The organism is Sphingobacterium nematocida (assembly GCF_900168125.1).
Lineage (GTDB): Bacteria > Bacteroidota > Bacteroidia > Sphingobacteriales > Sphingobacteriaceae > Sphingobacterium > Sphingobacterium nematocida.
Genome location: NZ_FUZF01000019.1, coordinates 86670 through 104685 on the forward strand (window position 1 = coordinate 86670; position 18016 = coordinate 104685).

An 18016-nucleotide genomic window follows, 5' to 3' on the forward strand; every position below is an offset into this window, starting at 1 on the left:
ATGTCTAATACTTCTTACTATGCACCATTAAAAAACGACAAATCTTCAGTTGATATCTTATTGTGGATATCGAGATTGTTCGTTGGGTTCCTATTTATATTCTCTGGACTAATCAAAGCTAATGACCCGATGGGATTTGGGTATAAATTGCAAGAGTACTTCCACGTCTTTAACCTCAATTTTCTGAATGACTATAGTACATGGATTGCTGTGGGTATTTGCGCTTTTGAGATTATCTTAGGCGCTCTGTTGGTACTGGGAATAGCTGGCCGCAAAGTAGCTTGGGGATTGTTACTACTGATTATATTCTTTACTTTTTTAACATTCTACTCCGCCTTTTTTGAAGTTGTAAGCTCCTGTGGATGTTTTGGAGATGCTATCCCATTAACGCCTTGGCAATCCTTTATAAAAGATCTAGTATTGCTTGCGTTCATATTGATCATATTTATAAAGAGAAAAAAAATAACACCTCTTATAGCTAGTTCGTTTACGAATAACTTATTGAGTTTCTTTGTCATTATCCTATCCTTTGGAATAGGTATTTACACCATCAGTTATCTACCATTTATTGACTTCTTGCCTTACAAAGAAGGAAATAATATCCCTAAATTGATGGAAATACCAGAAGGAGCTGCCCAAGATGAATACGAACATATCTATTCCTTAAAAAACAAATCTACGGGAGAGGAAAAGAAAATGACGGATAAGGAATATATGGACCAAAAAATCTGGGAGGATGAAAACTGGGAAGTTATTGGGGAGCCTGAATCAAGACTACTAAAGAAAGGTTATCAAGTACCCATCCCAGACTTGATCATATCCGATGCTGAAGGCAATGAAATTACGAAAGAAATCGTCGGTAATCCGTATTACAACTTTGTAGTGACCAGTTTGGACGTTACAAAATTATCTCCGACAGATTTAGTGGCTTTAGATAAAATCAACCAGACTATTCGTGATTTATCCAGCGAATATAATATTAGAGCAGTGTTACTAACTGCAAGTTCATCGGATGACGTTAATTATCTTAATGATCAACTAGACCTTGTGCTAGAAACCTTCTATGCAGATGCCGTCCCACTTAAAAGTATGGTACGCTCAAATCCTGGTGTGATGCTTTTACAAAATGGTATTGTTGTAAAAAAATGGTCTAAAAACGCCTTTCCTAGTAAAGAGGTGTTAATAGATACTTACTTAAAAACTCAATAATGAGAACACCAATCTTCATTGTTGGATTTATGGGCAGTGGTAAGACCACTGTCGGCAAAAAAATTGCTGCGGCAACTGGAAGACGGTTCGTCGATTTGGATCATGAAATAGCATCTTATATCGGCATGAGTATTCCTGAATATTTCAACAAGTTTGGAGAAGATAGTTTTCGTGATCTGGAACGTACTTTTCTAAGAAATCAGCAAGGAGTGGATGCTATAATTTCTACCGGAGGGGGTACACCTTGCTTTTATGACAATATGCAATGGATCACAGAAAATGGCATTGCACTCTACTTCCAACATACACCAAAGTCTCTGTGGTCTAGACTGAGTAAATCAGATGTAAACAAAAGACCTGTACTAAAGGGATTAAATGGAGATGAACTTTTAGCATTCATTGAAGGTAAACTCAAAGAACGTAGCCCTTATTATGAACAGTCTCAGTTAATAATTGACCAGCTCCACACTCCTGTTGAGGAGATCGTAAGATTGATAAACGATTATCAAAAAGAGGCTACACAATGAAAAGTAAAGCTCAATATGCCTTTATAGCGCTGCTGCTAATATTAGTTAGTGGTTGTTTTCGCAATACAGACAGTACACAAAAGTCATCCCTTAGGGAAAGCAGTACACAATTATTCAAAAATCAGACTTTTGAGCTAAATACTGTAGAGGACCTCTATCAACTATTGACCTATAGCGAAAACAGCTATCCACTGATCAGTGCACATCGTGGTGGTCCCAGCAAAGATTATCCTGAAAATTCTATTGAGACCTTTACCCGTATTGCGAATAAGATGCCAGGCATCATCGAATGTGATGTGAGGCTTTCAAAAGATTCTATCTTGGTATTGATGCATGATGAGACATTGGACAGAACGACTACCGGAAATGGAAAAGTGGTGGACTTCACCCTCTCTGAGTTAAAAAAACTGAAACTTAAAGACATTGAAGGAAAAGTCACCTCCTACCAGATCCCCACATTAGAAGAAGCCCTCAATTGGGGGAACGGAAAAGTAATCTTCACCTTGGATGCAAAAAACGATATTCCTTATAAATTATTGTCGAGTGTCATTACTAAAACTAATGCACAGCCCTATACGATTGTAATAACTTATAATGCCAAGCAAGCTAAGGCTCTATATCGGATTAATCCTGACCTGATGATTTCGACCAGTATAAAGTCTATGGAGGATCTCAGCCGGTTAGCAAGTCAAGGGATTCCTGATAATAGAATTGTCGCTTTTGTTGGCATACGCCAGCCGAAACCGGAATTAGTTCAGCTTTTACATCAACATGGTATAAAAATCATATTAGGCACTATTGGTAACCTAGATCGACAAGCTGATAGTAAGGGGTACCAAACCTACGCTGAGTATATTGAAAATGGAGCTGATATTCTGAGTACTGATCGTCCATTAGAAGCTCATAAAGCATTAGATTACTACATTCGAAAGCGAAACATCAGTTCCCCTTATATCCGCCATTAAACTATGTCAATTGAAGTCCAAAATCTCACAAAAACTTACAAGCAACAAAAGGCTTTAGACCAGATTTCGTTTGTGACAGGAAGCAATCATATTATAGGTTTCCTTGGTCCTAATGGTGCAGGCAAATCTACTACGATGAAGATTTTAACAGGCATATCACCTTTTGACCAAGGTCTCTGTATGGTTAATGGTATTGATATAAAACTGGATCCACTAACGACAAAGAGAATGATCGGCTATCTGCCCGAAAACAACCCGCTTTACCTCGATATGTATGTGCAAGAAATCCTGTCTTTTGAAGCACAAATTCATAAGCTCTCAAATCCTAGTAAACGAATAAAAGAAGTAATAGCACAAACGGGACTAAAACAGGAACAACATAAAAAAATAGCTCAGCTATCCAAAGGTTTTAAGCAACGTGTTGGCTTAGCGCTTGCTATCATCCATGACCCGGAAGTATTAATTCTTGATGAACCTACAACTGGACTCGATCCAAACCAGATTATTGAGATCAGAACCTTGATTCAACAGCTATCACAAAACAAGACAGTTTTTATTTCTACACATCTTATGCAAGAAGTCGAAGCCATCTGCGAGGAAGTTATTGTTATCCATAAAGGGCAAATAAAGGACCATTTTCTATTCAAAGATAGAGAGATGAAGTATCCTAACCTAAGTATGGAAGAAATTTTCGTGAAACTGACGCATTCGTAAAACAACATAGCGATTAGATTGTTATAAATACAATGAGAATATTTATAATTAAAAACTAATAGATATGAAGAAAAAACTACTTACAGCAGCCTTATTGCTTGGTACTTTTATGTATAGCAATGCCCAGGAAATTAAAACAGTACCTCAACATTCAGCCAATGTAGGTCTTGCGCCGATTAAGGCAGGTAACTGGATGGTCGGTGGGTCGATCGGAGGTTTAGGATACAGCTTTGAATCCGAAGCATTTAACATAGGGGTAAGTCCACGTGCCGGATATTTTATCGCTGATGGTCTTGCATTAGGAGCCCAAGCTTCATTGGGACTCAGAACAGTAAAAGATGCCGACAACCAGTGGAACTATGGTATAGCACCATTTGTTCGTTACTACATACCTCGTGGAGCCAGTGCTACAGGGCGCTTCTTTGGTCATGGTGATGTTGGTATTACAGGTAGCAATGCAGGTAAGGGAACATCCTTTGCTTTCGGTGTTAATGCGGGGTACGCACACTTCATCACGCAAACTGTTGCACTTGAAGTAATGGCGGGATACAACTACTCAAAAGCAAATGTCAATGTCGGAGAAAAAGCAACTGGATTAGGTGTGAGCCTTGGGTTTCAAATCTACTTACCAGGTAAAAATAGATAAACGCTATGATAACACAAACAGCATGAGTTATAGACTCGTGCTGTCTTGCTTTCTAACGTACATTTTCCTAATTTCGGAACAAATTAATCGAAAGCAAGTTGTTTAGCATATACAAAAAAGAAATAGCAGGTTATTTTAATTCCTTAATCGGCTATCTGGCAATCGGGATTTTTCTCTTAATAACAGGCCTACTACTATGGGTTTTTCCCGACACCTCCTTATTAGAAGCTGGATACGCATCGTTAGATAGCTTCTTTAACCTCGCTCCATACTTATTACTATTTTTAGTACCAGCCATTGGCATGCGCAGTATAGCTGGCGAAAAATCAGACGGTACATACGAGTTGCTATTAAGTCGGCCTATCAGCTTAGGACAAATCATCCTGGGAAAGTTTTTAGGAATCCTGACTATTGTCCTACTCGCTATCATCCCTACAATAGTATACGCGATAACGACTTATTTACTAGCTTTCCCTACAGGAAATATAGATATCGGAGCCACTATTGGCTCCTATTTAGGTCTTCTGTTATTGGGAGCCACATTTGCTTCTATAGCATTATTCTGTTCATCGCTAACGGATAATCCTATTATAGCTTTCCTAATGGCGGTCTTAGTCTGTTTCTTATTCTTTTATGGGTTTGATGCTATCGGCCAGATTACCTTTTTATTTGACTACGAAGATCTTATTAAAAAAATTGGAATCATCGAACACTACGATGCTATAAGTAGAGGTGTTCTTAGTTTCAGTGACCTCATGTATTTTTTAAGCGTACAGACCCTATTTTTAATATTTTCAATAGGTCATTTAGGACGTCGATTCAGACCTAGAAAAAAAACCTTAATCGTATACTCTACTTCTCTATTAATAGCTTTTACGCTAAATCATCCTATTTTTCAACAATTATATGGAAGGTGGGATTTTACATCCGACCAACGATTTACCTTAAACGATACATCTAAGTCGATCGTTGCTGACCTTAAGAAAGAGACTTATATTACCATCTTTCTAGATGGTAAACTGCCCGCTGGATTCAAGAGACTGCGACAAGCAGCCATAGACATGGCCCATGATTTAAGGTCATACTCCAACGGTAAGTTAAAAGTCAATATCATTGACCCTACTGCAGGGAGCCAAGAAGAACAAAAACAATATACCGAAGCCCTTATAAGTCGTGGGCTGTATCCGACCAACTTAAGTATCAAGTCAGGAAGTGGCTTCAATCAGACATTAATCTTTCCTGCTGCTATTATTAGTCACGGTGACCAAGAAATAAATGTCAACCTATTACAAAACAAAATAGGACAATCCCCAGAGCAAGTGCTAAACAACTCTATTCAAAACTTAGAGTATGCTTTTGTTTCCGCTATTACAAAAATTAACACGGACAAACTTCCATATATCGCTTTTACCGAAGGACACGGCGAACCATCTGATTTAGAACTATATGACGCCATGCAATCTTTAGGTGTCTCTAATCAGGTTGGTCGGTTAAATCTCGACTCTATATCCCTAAATAATCTCAAAGAAATTGCTATTCTTATCATTGCTAAGCCTGAAAAGGCTTTTTCTGAACGGGAAAAATATAAACTGGATTATTACGTAAGAAATGGAGGTTCAATCATTTGGGCGATAGATCAAATAGATGCGAGCTTGGAGCATCTAAAAAAAACAGGCAGTCAACCATTGATTGGAAAAGAACTAAATCTTGATGATCAATTATTCCTTTATGGAGCAAGGCTAAACTACAATCTACTTGCTGATTTGAACTGTTCGCAAATCCCATTATCTGTAGGCAATGTAGGTACTCAAACACAGATAGAACTTGTCCCGTGGTATTTTTTTCCAATTCTAATGCCTACCAGTCATAATCCCATTCTAAAAAATCTAGACGGTATACGTGCTGAATTCGTAGGAACTGTTGATACCATCGCTGTAAAAGGCATCAAGAAAGAGCTTCTGTTGTACTCATCCCCATTCAGTCGTATAGTTAATACTCCAGGCCCTATTTCTTTGCAAATGGTCGAAGAGCAACCCGACCCCAATAAGTTCCGAACGGAACCTAAGGCAGTAGCAGCCCTTTTAAGCGGTAAATTTCCATACCTATTTCAAAATCGGCCTATTCCCCCCGGAGTTACAGAAAAAATTGATTTGACCAATACATCAGAAGAGGCCAAAATGTTAATCATTGCAGATGGAGACTGGCTTATTAATCAAGTAAATTACAAAGATCAATCCCCATATCCCCTAGGTTGGGACCGCTTTACAGAACAACAATATGCAAATAGGACATTTCTAGAAAATATTGTTGACTACTTCATGAATGATGAACGCCTGATTTCCCTGCGAAACCGAGAAGTAAAACTACGACTACTGGATCAATCGGCAGTGAAAAATGAGAAGTTAAAATGGCAGTTAATTAATGTGGTACTCCCTATTTTAATACTAGGCATAGCTGCGGGGTGTCAAAATTATATGCGCATACGTCGTTACACAAGGGAAAATTAAGACTACAAGAGGTTAAATCCCCCTCTTGTAGTCTTTTTATTATTTTTTCATCGTACCACTTTCAGCCAATCTCAAATGCCAGCTAAAGGCCTCTTCTAGCAAATGTGGTGTATGTCCACCTCGTTCGCAAGCTCGGTCAAAATAAGACTGTAATTCCGCTCTATAATCCGGATGTACACAATTGTTTATTATCTGTTGAGCTCTCTCTCGAGGAGCCAATCCTCTTAAATCAGCCAATCCAATATCGGTAACCAAGATATCAACATCATGCTCTGTATGATCTACGTGAGACACCATCGGCAATACGTGCGAGATTGCATTCTCTTTGGAAGCCGCTTGTGTCACAAAAATACTGAGGTAAGCATTACGGGCAAAGTCTCCAGACCCGCCTATACCATTCATAATCTTTGTTCCGGAAACATGTGTCGAATTGACATTTCCATAAATATCGAACTCTATCGCAGTATTAATCGCGATTATGCCGAGACGTCTTATCAAACCGGGTGTATTCGATATATTTTGAGGTCGTAACACAAATTTATCCCTATAACGCTGTAAATTATCAAAAACGCGATGATAACAATCTTCCGATACCGTTATCGAAGAGGCAGAAGCAAAACTCAGCTTTCCAGAATCAATGAGGTCGAATGTACTATCCTGCAACACTTCTGAAAACATCGTCAAGTCATAAAAGTTGCTATCTTTAAATCCCATCAATACCGCATTGGCGACTTTGCCAATTCCTGCTTGAATAGGAAGTAAACGATCCGTCAAATGTCCAAGTTTAACCTCATTTTCAAAAAACTCTAAGATATGTTTTGCAATAGAGGTAGTCTTCTTATCAGGTGCTGCGATATCCGCGGGACTATCCGTAATATTGGTAAAGACGATACCTATCACCTTTTCGGGATCCAAAGGAATTGTCTTTCTTCCGATTTTATTCCAGGGCGCTACAATTGGGATAACGTTACGATGCGGATAATTCTCAGCCTGATAGATGTCATGTATTCCATATACCTCTTCAGGTACTGCGGTATTGATCTCCAAAATAACTTGTTTGGCCAACGCCGCAAAAGTGACCGAATTACCCACAGAGGTAGTCGGCACAATGCTTCCATCTCGATCGATATAGGCGACCTCCAGTATCGCAATATCAACAGGAGGAAGATTTTTATTGTGCAACAACTCAGCACTCTCACTCAAATGCTGATCAATAAACAGTACTTCGCCTGCATTAATTTTGTTTCGCAGTATCCGATCTACCTGAAATGGCATTCGCTTACTAAGAGCACCAGCTTCGGCCAACTTGCCGTCCGTATCATGGCCGAGAGAAGCCCCTGTCATTAATGTTATTTTTACTCCTTCCTTCTTCGCCCTTTCGGCAAATGCCGGTAGGACTACTTTACTGTCACCTGCCTTTGTAAAACCGCTAGAGCCGACTACCATACCGTCTTGGATAAATGCGGCTGCCTGTTCTGCAGTTATCACTTTATCCTGCAAAGTTTTTAAACGTATTCTTTCAATGCTCATTATTTTAAAATCTGGCTATTTGTATCTTTCTATTAATCAAACAATTTACAATATTATAAATTAATAATATAGCTAAATTATTATATTCTGCCAGTAAATTATTGATTCCAATCAAAAAAAACATAACAGACTAATAATCAAACAAAAAACAGAATAAAAAAACGAAAGAAAACAACAGCCAAACATATTAACCCTCTAAAAATCAAATAGCTATAAATGTTACTAGATAAAGACATGAACACTGTTTTACCACCTACTGTCTATTTTTTGAGTAAGCTAACACTTACTTTTTGGTATTGTAAGCAAAAAACAAGAAATTTAGGCCTCAAATAATAAGCTATGGAAAAGGAATATGTAAATAAGTATTACATGACCGATGTAGACGCATTTGAAGATAGTATTTATTGTCATCACGCGTTGATGGGCAATAATCACATCGAAGAGCATCTGCACAAAAAGGGACAATTTTTGTATACCGAAGGTGGTGTAGTATTCCTTAAAACCGCGGACAAGTCCTATTTTTTACCCGCGCGTCATTACATTTGGATTCCTGCCGGCATTAAGCACAGCATTCACCCTAGCTCTTCTCATGTCGTCATGAGAAACCTATATTTTCCAAAATATGAGACAGACACTGATTTCTTCGATAAAATAAACATCTATCCCGTTAATGATTTGCTTATCGAGCTAATCATGTTTACAAATCGTTGGAACGGTAATATATTTCCTGTCGAAGAACCTAAATATTCTATAGCAAAAGCTTTCAAATTAATTTTGCCTGAATTATCCCAGTCTGAGCTACCACTAGCACTACCTTATCCTCAGCACGACAAACTAAAAGACATCGTTTCATTCTTAGAAAAGAATATTTCTGAAAATATTAGTTTCAAAGACCTATCCCAAAAATTTGATGTTAGTGAGCGTACACTAGCCCGTCTTTTTCAAAAAGAGCTAAATATGTCGTTTATCCAGTACTATACAATACTCCGAATGCTTACAGCCCTTCGTCTTCTATTAGACGAAAGAATAAGTGTCAATGAAGCCGCTTTGAGAGTAGGATACAGCAGTCTTCCAACTTTTAGTAATACATTTAATAAGGTAATAGGTATACGTCCAAGTGACTATGTAAAACATCAAAACACATTATTATAAACAACATACAATAATCATATGAACCTAAAACCTTTTTTTACAGCGGTACTAACTACCGCGACTTTATTATCTTGTAACACGGTCAAGAGTACGTCCAATCCAGTTGCTAAAGTCCCCAATCCCATACAACTATTTAATGGCAAAGACATAAAAGACTGGACTGTTAAAATTCGATCACACGAAGTTGGAGAAAATTACCAGAATACATTTCGTGTAGAAGATGGCTTATTAAAAGTACGCTATGATGGATATGAGAACTTTGACCAACAATATGGACATCTAGGTTACAATAAACCCTATGGCTATTATGTACTCCGTCTTGAATACCGATTTGTAGGAGATCAGGCAAAAGGAGGTGAAGGCTGGGCTTGGCGCAATAGTGGAGCGATGCTACACAGTCAATCGCCTAATACGATGTTAAAAAACCAAGATTTCCCAATTTCTATCGAAGCTCAATTACTAGGTGGAGATAACACCCCTACTTCTATACGTACCACTTCTAATCTATGTACCCCTGGCACAAACGTTGTGTATCGCAATGAACTATTCACTCCACATTGTGTCAATTCAAATTCGAAGACCTATCATGGAGATCAATGGGTCACAGCAGATTTTATTGTATTAGGAGATTCTGTAATACGACATGTACTTGAAGGTGAGACTGTCCTTGAATATTATAAACCTCAAATCGGGGGAGGAAATGTAAGTAATTACGACAAAACACAGAAGAAAGATGGCGAGCTACTTAAATCGGGTTTTATTTACTTACAATCAGAAAGTCATCCGATTGATTTTAGAAAAGTCGAACTGTATGACTTAGAAGTTTACAAAAACAACCCGGGACAGCTAAAAACAGTCACAGAGGCTATAATCAATACGAAGAGGCATTAATTAAAGCCTCTTCTACAAATAAAAAAAGGATGCCTAAGCATCCTTTTTTATATTCTTTCGTAAAAGACTACGCTAATTTGTTAACAAATTTTGTCAACTTAGATTTGTTGTTTGAAGCCTTTTTCTTGTGGATAACATTTTTCTTAGCCAAACGATCTAACATAGAAACTACGCGTGGTAATAACGCTTTAGCTTCTTCAGCAGAAGTTGTAGTACGTAATTTTTTAATCGCGTTACGTGTAGTTTTTGCTTGGTAACGGTTTCTTAGACGCTTCGCAGCGTTAGCTCTAATTCTTTTAATCGCTGATTTATGATTTGCCATTTCTCTTAGCTATATTTTATTATACTTTTTATACTAAATTCGGATTGCAAAAATAACCAGTATTATCCAATATTCAAAATCTATTTTAAAGTTTTATTTTAAGATGCCTACAAACACGATACAAATTACCAGATATCTTCCTTTTTACATTTTTACTATTTAATTTTGTACATGCAAAAACTTTCAATGGATCAGTTGAATCGCGCCGATGTACCCTCATTTAAAGCGCAGGAAAAAACTCCTATCGTATTAGTATTAGACAATGTTCGCAGTATGCATAACGTTGGTTCGACATTTAGAACGGCCGACGGCTTTGGTCTAACAAAAATTATATTGTGTGGTATTACAGCTCAACCACCACATCGCGAAATAGAAAAAACTGCATTAGGTGCTACACAATCTGTAGAATGGAAACATTACGATAATAATATAGAAGCCATTCAAGAACTAAAAAATGAGGGCTATAAAATTTATGCAATAGAACAAGTATCTAATTCGATATCTCTGCCAGACTTTGTCCCATCTCTTGATCACAAATATGCGCTAATATTTGGAAACGAAGTAAACGGAGTTGATGAAAAACTCTTGCCCTTAGTAGATGGCTGTATCGAAGTGCCACAGTTTGGCACCAAACATTCCTTCAATGTCTCGGTTACAGTGGGGGTCGTATCTTGGGATTTGCTATCCAAGATGAAGTTTTCTAACAAAAAGTCCGATTAGCATCCCCATAATTTCCAGAAGTCATTACAAAATAGTAGATTTGCTCTGCAAAAAAATAGAACAATGAGTGTATTAGTAAATAAAGATTCAAAAGTTATCGTTCAGGGTTTTACTGGAACAGAAGGCACTTACCATGCTTCTCAAATGATTGAGTATGGTACTCAGGTTGTAGGTGGTGTAACACCAGGTAAAGGTGGTCAGTCCCACTTGGATCGTCCAGTATTCAACACTGTACAAGATGCAGTAGATAATACCGGAGCTAATGTTTCCATCATTTTTGTACCTCCAGCATTTGCAGCAGATGCTATTATGGAAGCAGCAGCGGCAGGAATCGCTTTAATCGTTTGTATTACGGAAGGTATTCCTACTAAAGATATGATTCAAGTAAAATCTTACTTGAGTGACAAAAACTCTCGTTTAATCGGCCCTAACTGTCCTGGAATCATCACTGCTGAAGAAGCTAAAATAGGTATCATGCCAGGATTTATCTTCAAAAAAGGTAAGGTAGGAGTTGTTTCTAAATCAGGAACATTAACATATGAAGCAGTAGATCAAACCGTTAAAGCTGGCTTAGGAATTACAACGGCAATCGGAATCGGTGGAGACCCTATCATTGGAACAACTACTAAAGAAGCTGTTGAATTATTAATGAACGATCCAGAAACTGAAGCAATCATCATGATTGGTGAAATCGGTGGAGGAATGGAAGCTGAAGCAGCTCATTGGATCAAAGAAAACGGAACTAAACCTGTTGTTGGCTTTATCGCTGGACAAACAGCGCCTCCAGGACGTCGTATGGGACACGCAGGAGCAATTGTTGGTGGAGCAGATGATACAGCAGAAGCTAAGATGAAAATCATGCGTGAGTGCGGTATCCGCGTTGTAGAATCACCTGCTGAAATTGGAAAAGCTATTGCAGAAGAATTAGCTAAATAAGCTATCTCAATTTATATAATAAAAAAGGCTTCATTTAAAATGAAGCCTTTTTTATTACTAGCCTTTATTCATATCGTCCGCAGATGGACCGTATATCCCTGGTACAGGAATATCTAATAACCGTAAATATAGTGATAGCTGCCCCCTATGATGAATAAGATGATTCTGAATTATAAAACGCATTGCACCGATTTTGGGCATCTCTGCTATAACATGATCTCCCGCGCGTAAACGCCACATTGAAGACCAATCCTCCTCTGTTAACGAATTGATCATTGCAACATTCTTATCATACCCTTGATCAAGCACTTCCTTTATTGCGTTTATACTTGTCGCTTTAAGTGGGACATAATGCTTTTTAAAATCAAACTCAGCCATCCCTAAGGCGGCATACACCCAATTATGCAACTCGACAACATGAGCTGCTAATTCTCCAACTGTCATTGATTTGGTATGCGGCCTCCAATCCAAATGCTCATCTTTCAATCTACCTATAATACGTCTTGTATTCTCTGTTTCTCGTTCTAACTCGACTAAAAATCCTTGCTTTAACCCCATGACATTTTAAAATTTGTGTAGCCCAATTTAGAAAAATTAGTATAATTCGCTATATTCAATTGTAATTTGAATACCATTTTATTTATGAAAAAATTATTTACCCTAAGCCTGCTCCTTTTACTCATTAATTTTCTTCGGGCGCAGGAGGTTAATGAAACTTACATTAAGGCACATTATGACAAAATAGAAGAATATATCCCTATGCGAGATGGAACCAAACTATTCACATCTATTTATGTTCCTAAAAACAACAGCACGAAATACCCCATATTATTAAACAGAACCCCCTATACTGTAGCTCCATATGGCATTGACAAATACAAGAAAAGCTTGGGCAATTTTGACGAAATGGCGATAGCTTCCTATATTTTTGTATATCAAGATGTGCGGGGCAAATGGATGAGCGAAGGCACATTTGAAGACATCAGACCCACACGAACAAAAGAAAACAAGCATAAAATAGACGAAAGTACAGACACCTATGACACCATAGATTGGCTCATAAAAAATGTTAAGAATAACAACGGAAAGGTAGGAATGTATGGCATCTCTTACCCCGGATTCTATTCTACAGTGTCACTTATTGGTTCACACCCGGCTCTAAAAGCAGTCTCCCCGCAAGCACCGGTTACCGATTGGTTTATTGGAGATGATTTTCATCATGGAGGTGCGTTATTTCTTATTGATGCCTTTCGGTTCATGTACACCTTTGACGCTCCCAGACCTGCACCTATCACTAACGAGCAAGGTCCAAAAGGGTTTAATCTACCTTCAAAAGATTGGTACAAGTTCTTTCTAGATAATCCTACACTCAGCGAATTAAAAACGAAGTACTTAAATCATACAGTCAAATTCTGGGATAACCTTGCCAAGCACAGCACCCTAGATACTTTCTGGAACAATCGTACCATTACACAGCATCTGAATGCTGTGAAACCAGCCGTGATGGTAGTAGGTGGTCTTTTTGATGCCGAGGACACTTATGGTGCTTTTGAAACCTATAAACAGATTGAACAAAGAAATACCAAGAACAACAACATCTTAGTTATGGGGCCTTGGTTTCATGGTGGCTGGGTACGTACAAAGGGAGATTCTTTTGGTGACATTAAGTTTAATCAAGAAACCAGCACGTATTATCAAGAGAACTTTGAACTTCCTTTCTTTGAATACTACCTTAAAGGAAAAGGCAATTTTGATCCTGCAGAAGCTAATATATTTATAACAGGTGCTAATAAATGGCATCAATTTTCGCAATGGCCACCCAAAGAAGCCAAAATGACTTCACTCTACCTTAATGAAGACAAAAAATTGACAGAAAAGGCAAATGATCAACAAAACAAATATATCGAATACACGAGTGATCCCAAAAAACCTATTCCTTCTCAAGATCGAATATTCACAAATCGTACCAGGGAATATATGATAGCAGATCAACGCTTTGCGGCAAACAGACCTGACGTAATGGTGTTTGAAACAGAAGTTCTAACACAAGATCTGACCATGGTAGGTCCTATACAAGCCGACCTCTATGTCTCCATGACAGGTACGGATGCTGATTTCATCGTAAAGGTGATCGATGTGTATCCAGATACCTCGAGTGCTATTTCTCCATTGAATACAGAAACAGTTATGCAGAATTATCAAATGTTGGTTCGAGGTGAAATATTGCGTGGTAAATTTAGAAATAGTTTCAGTTTACCAGAACCATTCAAACCCAATGAAATCACCAATGTAAAAGTAAATCTACCTGACGTAGCTCATACTTTTAAAAAAGGTCATAAAATAATGGTTCAAGTACAACACAGTTGGTTTCCTTTGGCAGATAGAAATCCCAATCAATTTATGGATATATACAAAGCAAAGGCTGAAGACTACATCAAAAACTCACACCGCATATACTTTGATAAATCAGCAGCCAGCAAAATAAACTTCTCTATTTTATAAACAGTAAGGGCGCATTTACACGCGCCCTTACTGTTTATTATGAGTTAACAATTTTCTTAACTTCATCGAATTCATCTTGAATTTCCTTGTTAACAGGTTTGCTAAATAAAGAAACAACAATTATTGTTAAAAAACTTAAAACAAAGCCTGGTATGATTTCATATACTGCTTTATAATTGTGCGGCACATATACCCATAGTAAGACCACAACTCCTCCAACCAACATTCCTAACAAACCTGCCAATGCTGTAGTACGCTTCGACAATAGTGAAAGAACGATCAACGGTCCGAAAGCTGCACCAAAGCCAGCCCAGGCATTCCCGACAAGATTCAGAATGCTATCCTTCGGATTCAAAGACAATAACAGCGCGACTACAGCTACGATAAGCACAGAAAGACGACTTACCACCAACATGCTCTTAGCAGAGGCCTTTCTGTTGAAAAATGCCTTATAGATATCTTCCGTCATAGAACTCGAGGTAACCAACAACTGAGAAGAAATCGTACTCATTACTGCTGCTAATATTGCAGAAAGTAAAAATCCTCCAATCAACGGATGGAACAATACCCTAGACAAATGTATAAAGATAGTCTCCGCCATTTCTTTCGACCCATCAAAACTAGCCATTTTAACCTGGTCAAACTTATACAAATAGGCTATCCCAAAAAGTCCCACCAACATCGCTCCGCCAACGGTAAAAATCATCCAACTAATACCTATCCGTCTAGCTTTAGTTATATCTTTAATATTTCCTATAGCCATGAAGCGAACAAGGATATGCGGCTGTCCAAAATACCCCAGCCCCCAAGCCAACAGAGACACTACAGAAACCGCTGTCGTGCCCTTTAGAAGGTCAAGGTAATTGACATCCTTTTGTTTAATAATATCCAAGGTAGTACCTAAGCCACCAATTTGGGCAACTACGACAATAGGAATAATTACTAAAGCTGTAACCATTATAGTTCCTTGAACAAAATCTGTTAAACTCACAGCTAAAAAGCCTCCTAAAAAGGTATAGAGTACCACGACAAAAGTTGTCAAAAAAAGTCCTGTATAATAATCTATTCCAAATGCTGATTCAAAAAGTCTCCCCCCAGAAACCATACCTGCTGACGTATAAAGCGTAAAAAAGACCAAAATCAATATCGAAGAACAGATCTTAAGTAACTGTGTTTTATCACGAAAACGATTCTCAAAGAAAACTGGCAAAGTTATAGCGTTATTAGCTACCTCCGTATAAACACGAAGACGGGGTGCAACGATTACATAGTTCAAAAAAGCACCAGTTGTTAATCCAATAGCGATCCATGCACTTGACAAACCGGAGAGATACATAGCGCCCGGTAAACCCATCAACAGCCATCCACTCATATCTGCCGCACCAGCAGAAAGCGCCGTCACCGCGGCCCCCATTTTTCGGCCTCCGATTAAAAACTCCTCAGAGTTACTCGTCGACTTTCTCCAAGAATAAACGCCTATTCCTATCATCAGCAACATGTACAATCCGATAGAGATTAGTTCATATACATTCATACACTAAATTTCTAAGCCATAAAGATGCTATTAAATTGCCTTAACATCCAAAATTTTTATATAATCCAATAAATAAACTATCTATATAATTCAAAGTAAGCTCTCTTAATACTTGGCCGCTTGATCAGTTGCCGGAATAGATTTCTTAATAAATTCTCGAATATCATTATTAGCCTTTATCAGGTCCTCCTTCCGTAGGTACATCATATGCCCACTGCGGTAGCCAAAGAAACTCATCCTTCCCGACAATTTACCTGAAGGATCCATCTGCCATAGGTTATACTTTGCATTAAAATAATCTGTCGCCCCATCATAATAACCAGACTGAACCATAACGTGTAAAAAAGGATTCGCAGCCATGGCCTGTCTCAGACTAAAACCGGTATTATCGTTCGATCGGTCCCATGGATGCACAGGCCCAAACATATTATATTTCACATCTGTCTTATACTTAAGCTCATTTAAATAGTAATAATTTATCGCTGGCGTGAAAGAATGTAACCATGAAGTTAACTCAGCGTTGTAATCAGGTCGTTCACCACCATCTTTAATGTCTATTCCTAAATATCTAGAATCTAATCGTCCTATCGTCATTCCTCTATCCCTCAGGAGTTCTTTCCAATAAAGGGAGGTAGAAATATCCAAATTATTTTGCTCGATCACTAATTCGGTTAGACCAGAATATCTAGACATCTTTTTCACCACAATTGCTCTATCGGAAGCAGGCAAACTACTCCCTCGTGCTATTGCAGGAAGCAACTCATCCAGTGTAAAAGCTTCCACTTCTGGCAAAAGCTCTTCTAGATCTCTATTTTGCAGTTCGGGAGACAATCGTTTATGATACCATGATGTTGCTAAAAAATAGGGTAAACGGTTAGCTTTATCCACAGCACCTTCACGTTTTATGCCTAGATCAGTAGGAGAAACCAAAATAACACCGTTAAGATACATCCATTGTGCATTTTGCAACTCCAAAGCCAACCCAGACACACGTGTCGTACCATAGCTTTCTCCGATAAGGTACTTCGGAGAACTCCAGCGATTGTTTCTCGTAACAAATGTATTTATCCATTCCGCTAAATACTTAATATCTGCATTAACCCCAAAAAACAATGCTCGATCAGCCTTTTCATCTAGAATCCGCGAATATCCTGTATTAATAGGATCCACATACACGATATCCGCTACATCCAATATTGTATAGGGATTCTCCTTAACACCGTAAGGCTGTAAGGGGTACCCTTCGTCATCAATATTTAATAACCTTGGCCCTGTATAAGCCAAATGCATCCAAACAGAGCCTGAGCCAGGCCCACCGTTAAAAGATATTACTAAAGGTCTCTTATTGCGATCTGATACATCGTCTCTCGTGTAATACGTGAAATGAACAGTCGCTAGCACCTTTCCATTCGCATCCCAGACTGGTTGAGTTCCTGTCTTTGCAGTGTAAGCAAACTTTTGTCCATTTGCAGCAATTTGATGCTTTGTTGTGATCACACTGTCCACTTGAGGAACACGCTGTGCCATTAAAAAATTAGAAAAGAGGAAAAAAATTAAACATATACTTGCTCTCATACTTTTGGTTATTAATCTCTTTATAAAATACAGGGGTAGTGCTATCGACACAAACTGGTATGAAAATACAAAATATGATAGAGAAAAGAGTATACTTTACCTATCTGGTCAGGTAACATCTTTATAACAACAAAAAGCCCCTCCAGTTACCTGAAGGGGCTTTGTATAAAAAAAGGCACCGACCTACTCTCCCACCTGTTACGGCAATACCATCGGCTCTGGCGGGCTTGACTTCTCTGTTCGGAATGGGAAGAGGTAGACACCGCCGATATAGGCACCTGAAATA

At 38.3% G+C, this 18016-nt stretch carries 16 protein-coding genes and 1 rRNA gene; 11 read left to right on the forward strand and 6 right to left on the reverse strand.

The genetic code is table 11. The features are described 5' to 3' along the window. The 6 genes from B5X76_RS17725 (at position 1) to gldG (ending at position 6568) form a co-directional block, all read left to right on the forward strand. Positions 1-1209 (forward strand): BT_3928 family protein, encoded by a 1209-nt coding sequence (locus B5X76_RS17725; RefSeq protein ID WP_079645231.1) that lies wholly within the window; start codon positions 1-3, stop codon positions 1207-1209. Further along, positions 1209-1736 (forward strand): shikimate kinase, encoded by a 528-nt coding sequence (locus B5X76_RS17730; RefSeq protein ID WP_079645233.1) that lies wholly within the window; start codon positions 1209-1211, stop codon positions 1734-1736. The genes B5X76_RS17725 and B5X76_RS17730 overlap by 1 nt, the downstream gene beginning before the upstream one ends. Beyond that, a complete protein-coding gene (locus tag B5X76_RS17735; RefSeq protein WP_079645234.1) occupies positions 1733-2701 on the forward strand; it encodes a glycerophosphodiester phosphodiesterase family protein in 969 nt (322 codons plus the stop codon). The genes B5X76_RS17730 and B5X76_RS17735 overlap by 4 nt, the downstream gene beginning before the upstream one ends. 3 nt (positions 2702-2704) lie before the next feature. Continuing rightward, positions 2705-3415, forward strand: a complete 711-nt coding sequence (locus B5X76_RS17740) for an ATP-binding cassette domain-containing protein (RefSeq protein WP_079645236.1) — start codon at positions 2705-2707, stop codon at positions 3413-3415. Positions 3416-3479: 64 nt separating this feature from the next. Continuing rightward, positions 3480-4061 (forward strand): hypothetical protein, encoded by a 582-nt coding sequence (locus tag B5X76_RS17745; RefSeq protein WP_079645238.1) that lies wholly within the window; start codon positions 3480-3482, stop codon positions 4059-4061. Between the two features lie 98 nt (positions 4062-4159). Further along, a complete protein-coding gene (gene gldG, locus B5X76_RS17750; RefSeq protein WP_079645240.1) occupies positions 4160-6568 on the forward strand; it encodes a gliding motility-associated ABC transporter substrate-binding protein GldG in 2409 nt (802 codons plus the stop codon). Positions 6569-6607: 39 nt separating this feature from the next. Here gldG and B5X76_RS17755 read toward each other — a convergent pair whose 3' ends face one another. Next, positions 6608-8098 carry a succinate CoA transferase gene (locus B5X76_RS17755; protein ID WP_079645243.1) on the reverse strand — a complete coding sequence of 497 codons (1491 nt, stop codon included), beginning with the start codon at positions 8096-8098 and terminating at the stop codon, positions 6608-6610. A gap of 339 nt (positions 8099-8437) precedes the next feature. Here B5X76_RS17755 and B5X76_RS17760 point away from each other — a divergent pair, with 339 nt between their 5' ends. Next, positions 8438-9250, forward strand: a complete 813-nt coding sequence (locus tag B5X76_RS17760) for a helix-turn-helix transcriptional regulator (protein ID WP_079645246.1) — start codon at positions 8438-8440, stop codon at positions 9248-9250. An 18-nt stretch (positions 9251-9268) separates the two neighbouring features. Continuing rightward, complete coding sequence (locus tag B5X76_RS17765; RefSeq protein ID WP_079645248.1) at positions 9269-10141, forward strand: 3-keto-disaccharide hydrolase; 873 nt, start codon at positions 9269-9271, stop codon at positions 10139-10141. 67 nt (positions 10142-10208) lie between these two features. On the opposite strand, the gene rpsT is transcribed toward B5X76_RS17765, so the two are convergent. Further along, the gene (gene rpsT, locus B5X76_RS17770) at positions 10209-10463 is read right to left on the reverse strand and encodes a 30S ribosomal protein S20 (protein ID WP_079645251.1); all 255 of its coding nucleotides are present in this window, start codon (positions 10461-10463) and stop codon (positions 10209-10211) included. A 171-nt stretch (positions 10464-10634) separates the two neighbouring features. Between rpsT and B5X76_RS17775 the strand changes: the two genes are divergently transcribed. Continuing rightward, a complete protein-coding gene (locus B5X76_RS17775; protein ID WP_079645252.1) occupies positions 10635-11183 on the forward strand; it encodes an RNA methyltransferase in 549 nt (182 codons plus the stop codon). 63 nt (positions 11184-11246) lie between these two features. Then, on the forward strand, positions 11247-12119 hold the full coding sequence (gene sucD, locus B5X76_RS17780) for a succinate--CoA ligase subunit alpha (RefSeq protein ID WP_079645253.1): 873 nt from the start codon (positions 11247-11249) through the stop codon (positions 12117-12119). 57 nt (positions 12120-12176) lie between these two features. Here the strand turns inward: sucD and B5X76_RS17785 are convergent, their stop codons facing one another. Next, positions 12177-12677 carry a DinB family protein gene (locus B5X76_RS17785; RefSeq protein WP_079645254.1) on the reverse strand — a complete coding sequence of 167 codons (501 nt, stop codon included), beginning with the start codon at positions 12675-12677 and terminating at the stop codon, positions 12177-12179. 84 nt (positions 12678-12761) lie between these two features. Here B5X76_RS17785 and B5X76_RS17790 point away from each other — a divergent pair, with 84 nt between their 5' ends. Continuing rightward, complete coding sequence (locus B5X76_RS17790; RefSeq protein WP_079645255.1) at positions 12762-14621, forward strand: CocE/NonD family hydrolase; 1860 nt, start codon at positions 12762-12764, stop codon at positions 14619-14621. A 37-nt stretch (positions 14622-14658) separates the two neighbouring features. On the opposite strand, the gene putP is transcribed toward B5X76_RS17790, so the two are convergent. The 3 genes from putP to rrf all read right to left on the reverse strand — a co-directional run bounded on the left by putP (position 14659) and on the right by rrf (position 18012). After that, positions 14659-16155: a sodium/proline symporter PutP gene (putP, locus tag B5X76_RS17795; RefSeq protein WP_079645256.1), complete on the reverse strand. Its 1497-nt coding sequence runs from the start codon at positions 16153-16155 to the stop codon at positions 14659-14661. A gap of 105 nt (positions 16156-16260) precedes the next feature. Next, a complete protein-coding gene (locus tag B5X76_RS17800) occupies positions 16261-17682 on the reverse strand; it encodes a S10 family peptidase (RefSeq protein ID WP_245801083.1) in 1422 nt (473 codons plus the stop codon). Positions 17683-17900: 218 nt separating this feature from the next. Beyond that, a 5S ribosomal RNA gene (rrf, locus tag B5X76_RS17805) occupies positions 17901-18012 on the reverse strand. Between the last annotated feature and the right edge of the window lie 4 nt (positions 18013-18016).

Coding starts and splice junctions, on each gene's coding strand:
- B5X76_RS17765 (WP_079645248.1), top strand. CDS start 9,269: ATGAACCTAAAACCTTTTTTTACAGCGGTACTAACTACCGCGACTTTA.
- B5X76_RS17790 (WP_079645255.1), top strand. CDS start 12,762: ATGAAAAAATTATTTACCCTAAGCCTGCTCCTTTTACTCATTAATTTT.
- B5X76_RS17725 (WP_079645231.1), top strand. CDS start 1: ATGTCTAATACTTCTTACTATGCACCATTAAAAAACGACAAATCTTCA.
- B5X76_RS17730 (WP_079645233.1), top strand. CDS start 1,209: ATGAGAACACCAATCTTCATTGTTGGATTTATGGGCAGTGGTAAGACC.
- rpsT (WP_079645251.1), bottom strand. CDS start 10,463: ATGGCAAATCATAAATCAGCGATTAAAAGAATTAGAGCTAACGCTGCG.
- B5X76_RS17775 (WP_079645252.1), top strand. CDS start 10,635: ATGCAAAAACTTTCAATGGATCAGTTGAATCGCGCCGATGTACCCTCA.
- B5X76_RS17745 (WP_079645238.1), top strand. CDS start 3,480: ATGAAGAAAAAACTACTTACAGCAGCCTTATTGCTTGGTACTTTTATG.
- sucD (WP_079645253.1), top strand. CDS start 11,247: ATGAGTGTATTAGTAAATAAAGATTCAAAAGTTATCGTTCAGGGTTTT.
- B5X76_RS17785 (WP_079645254.1), bottom strand. CDS start 12,677: ATGGGGTTAAAGCAAGGATTTTTAGTCGAGTTAGAACGAGAAACAGAG.
- B5X76_RS17800 (WP_245801083.1), bottom strand. CDS start 17,682: ATGGCACAGCGTGTTCCTCAAGTGGACAGTGTGATCACAACAAAGCAT.
- B5X76_RS17735 (WP_079645234.1), top strand. CDS start 1,733: ATGAAAAGTAAAGCTCAATATGCCTTTATAGCGCTGCTGCTAATATTA.
- B5X76_RS17755 (WP_079645243.1), bottom strand. CDS start 8,098: ATGAGCATTGAAAGAATACGTTTAAAAACTTTGCAGGATAAAGTGATA.
- B5X76_RS17740 (WP_079645236.1), top strand. CDS start 2,705: ATGTCAATTGAAGTCCAAAATCTCACAAAAACTTACAAGCAACAAAAG.
- putP (WP_079645256.1), bottom strand. CDS start 16,155: ATGAATGTATATGAACTAATCTCTATCGGATTGTACATGTTGCTGATG.
- B5X76_RS17760 (WP_079645246.1), top strand. CDS start 8,438: ATGGAAAAGGAATATGTAAATAAGTATTACATGACCGATGTAGACGCA.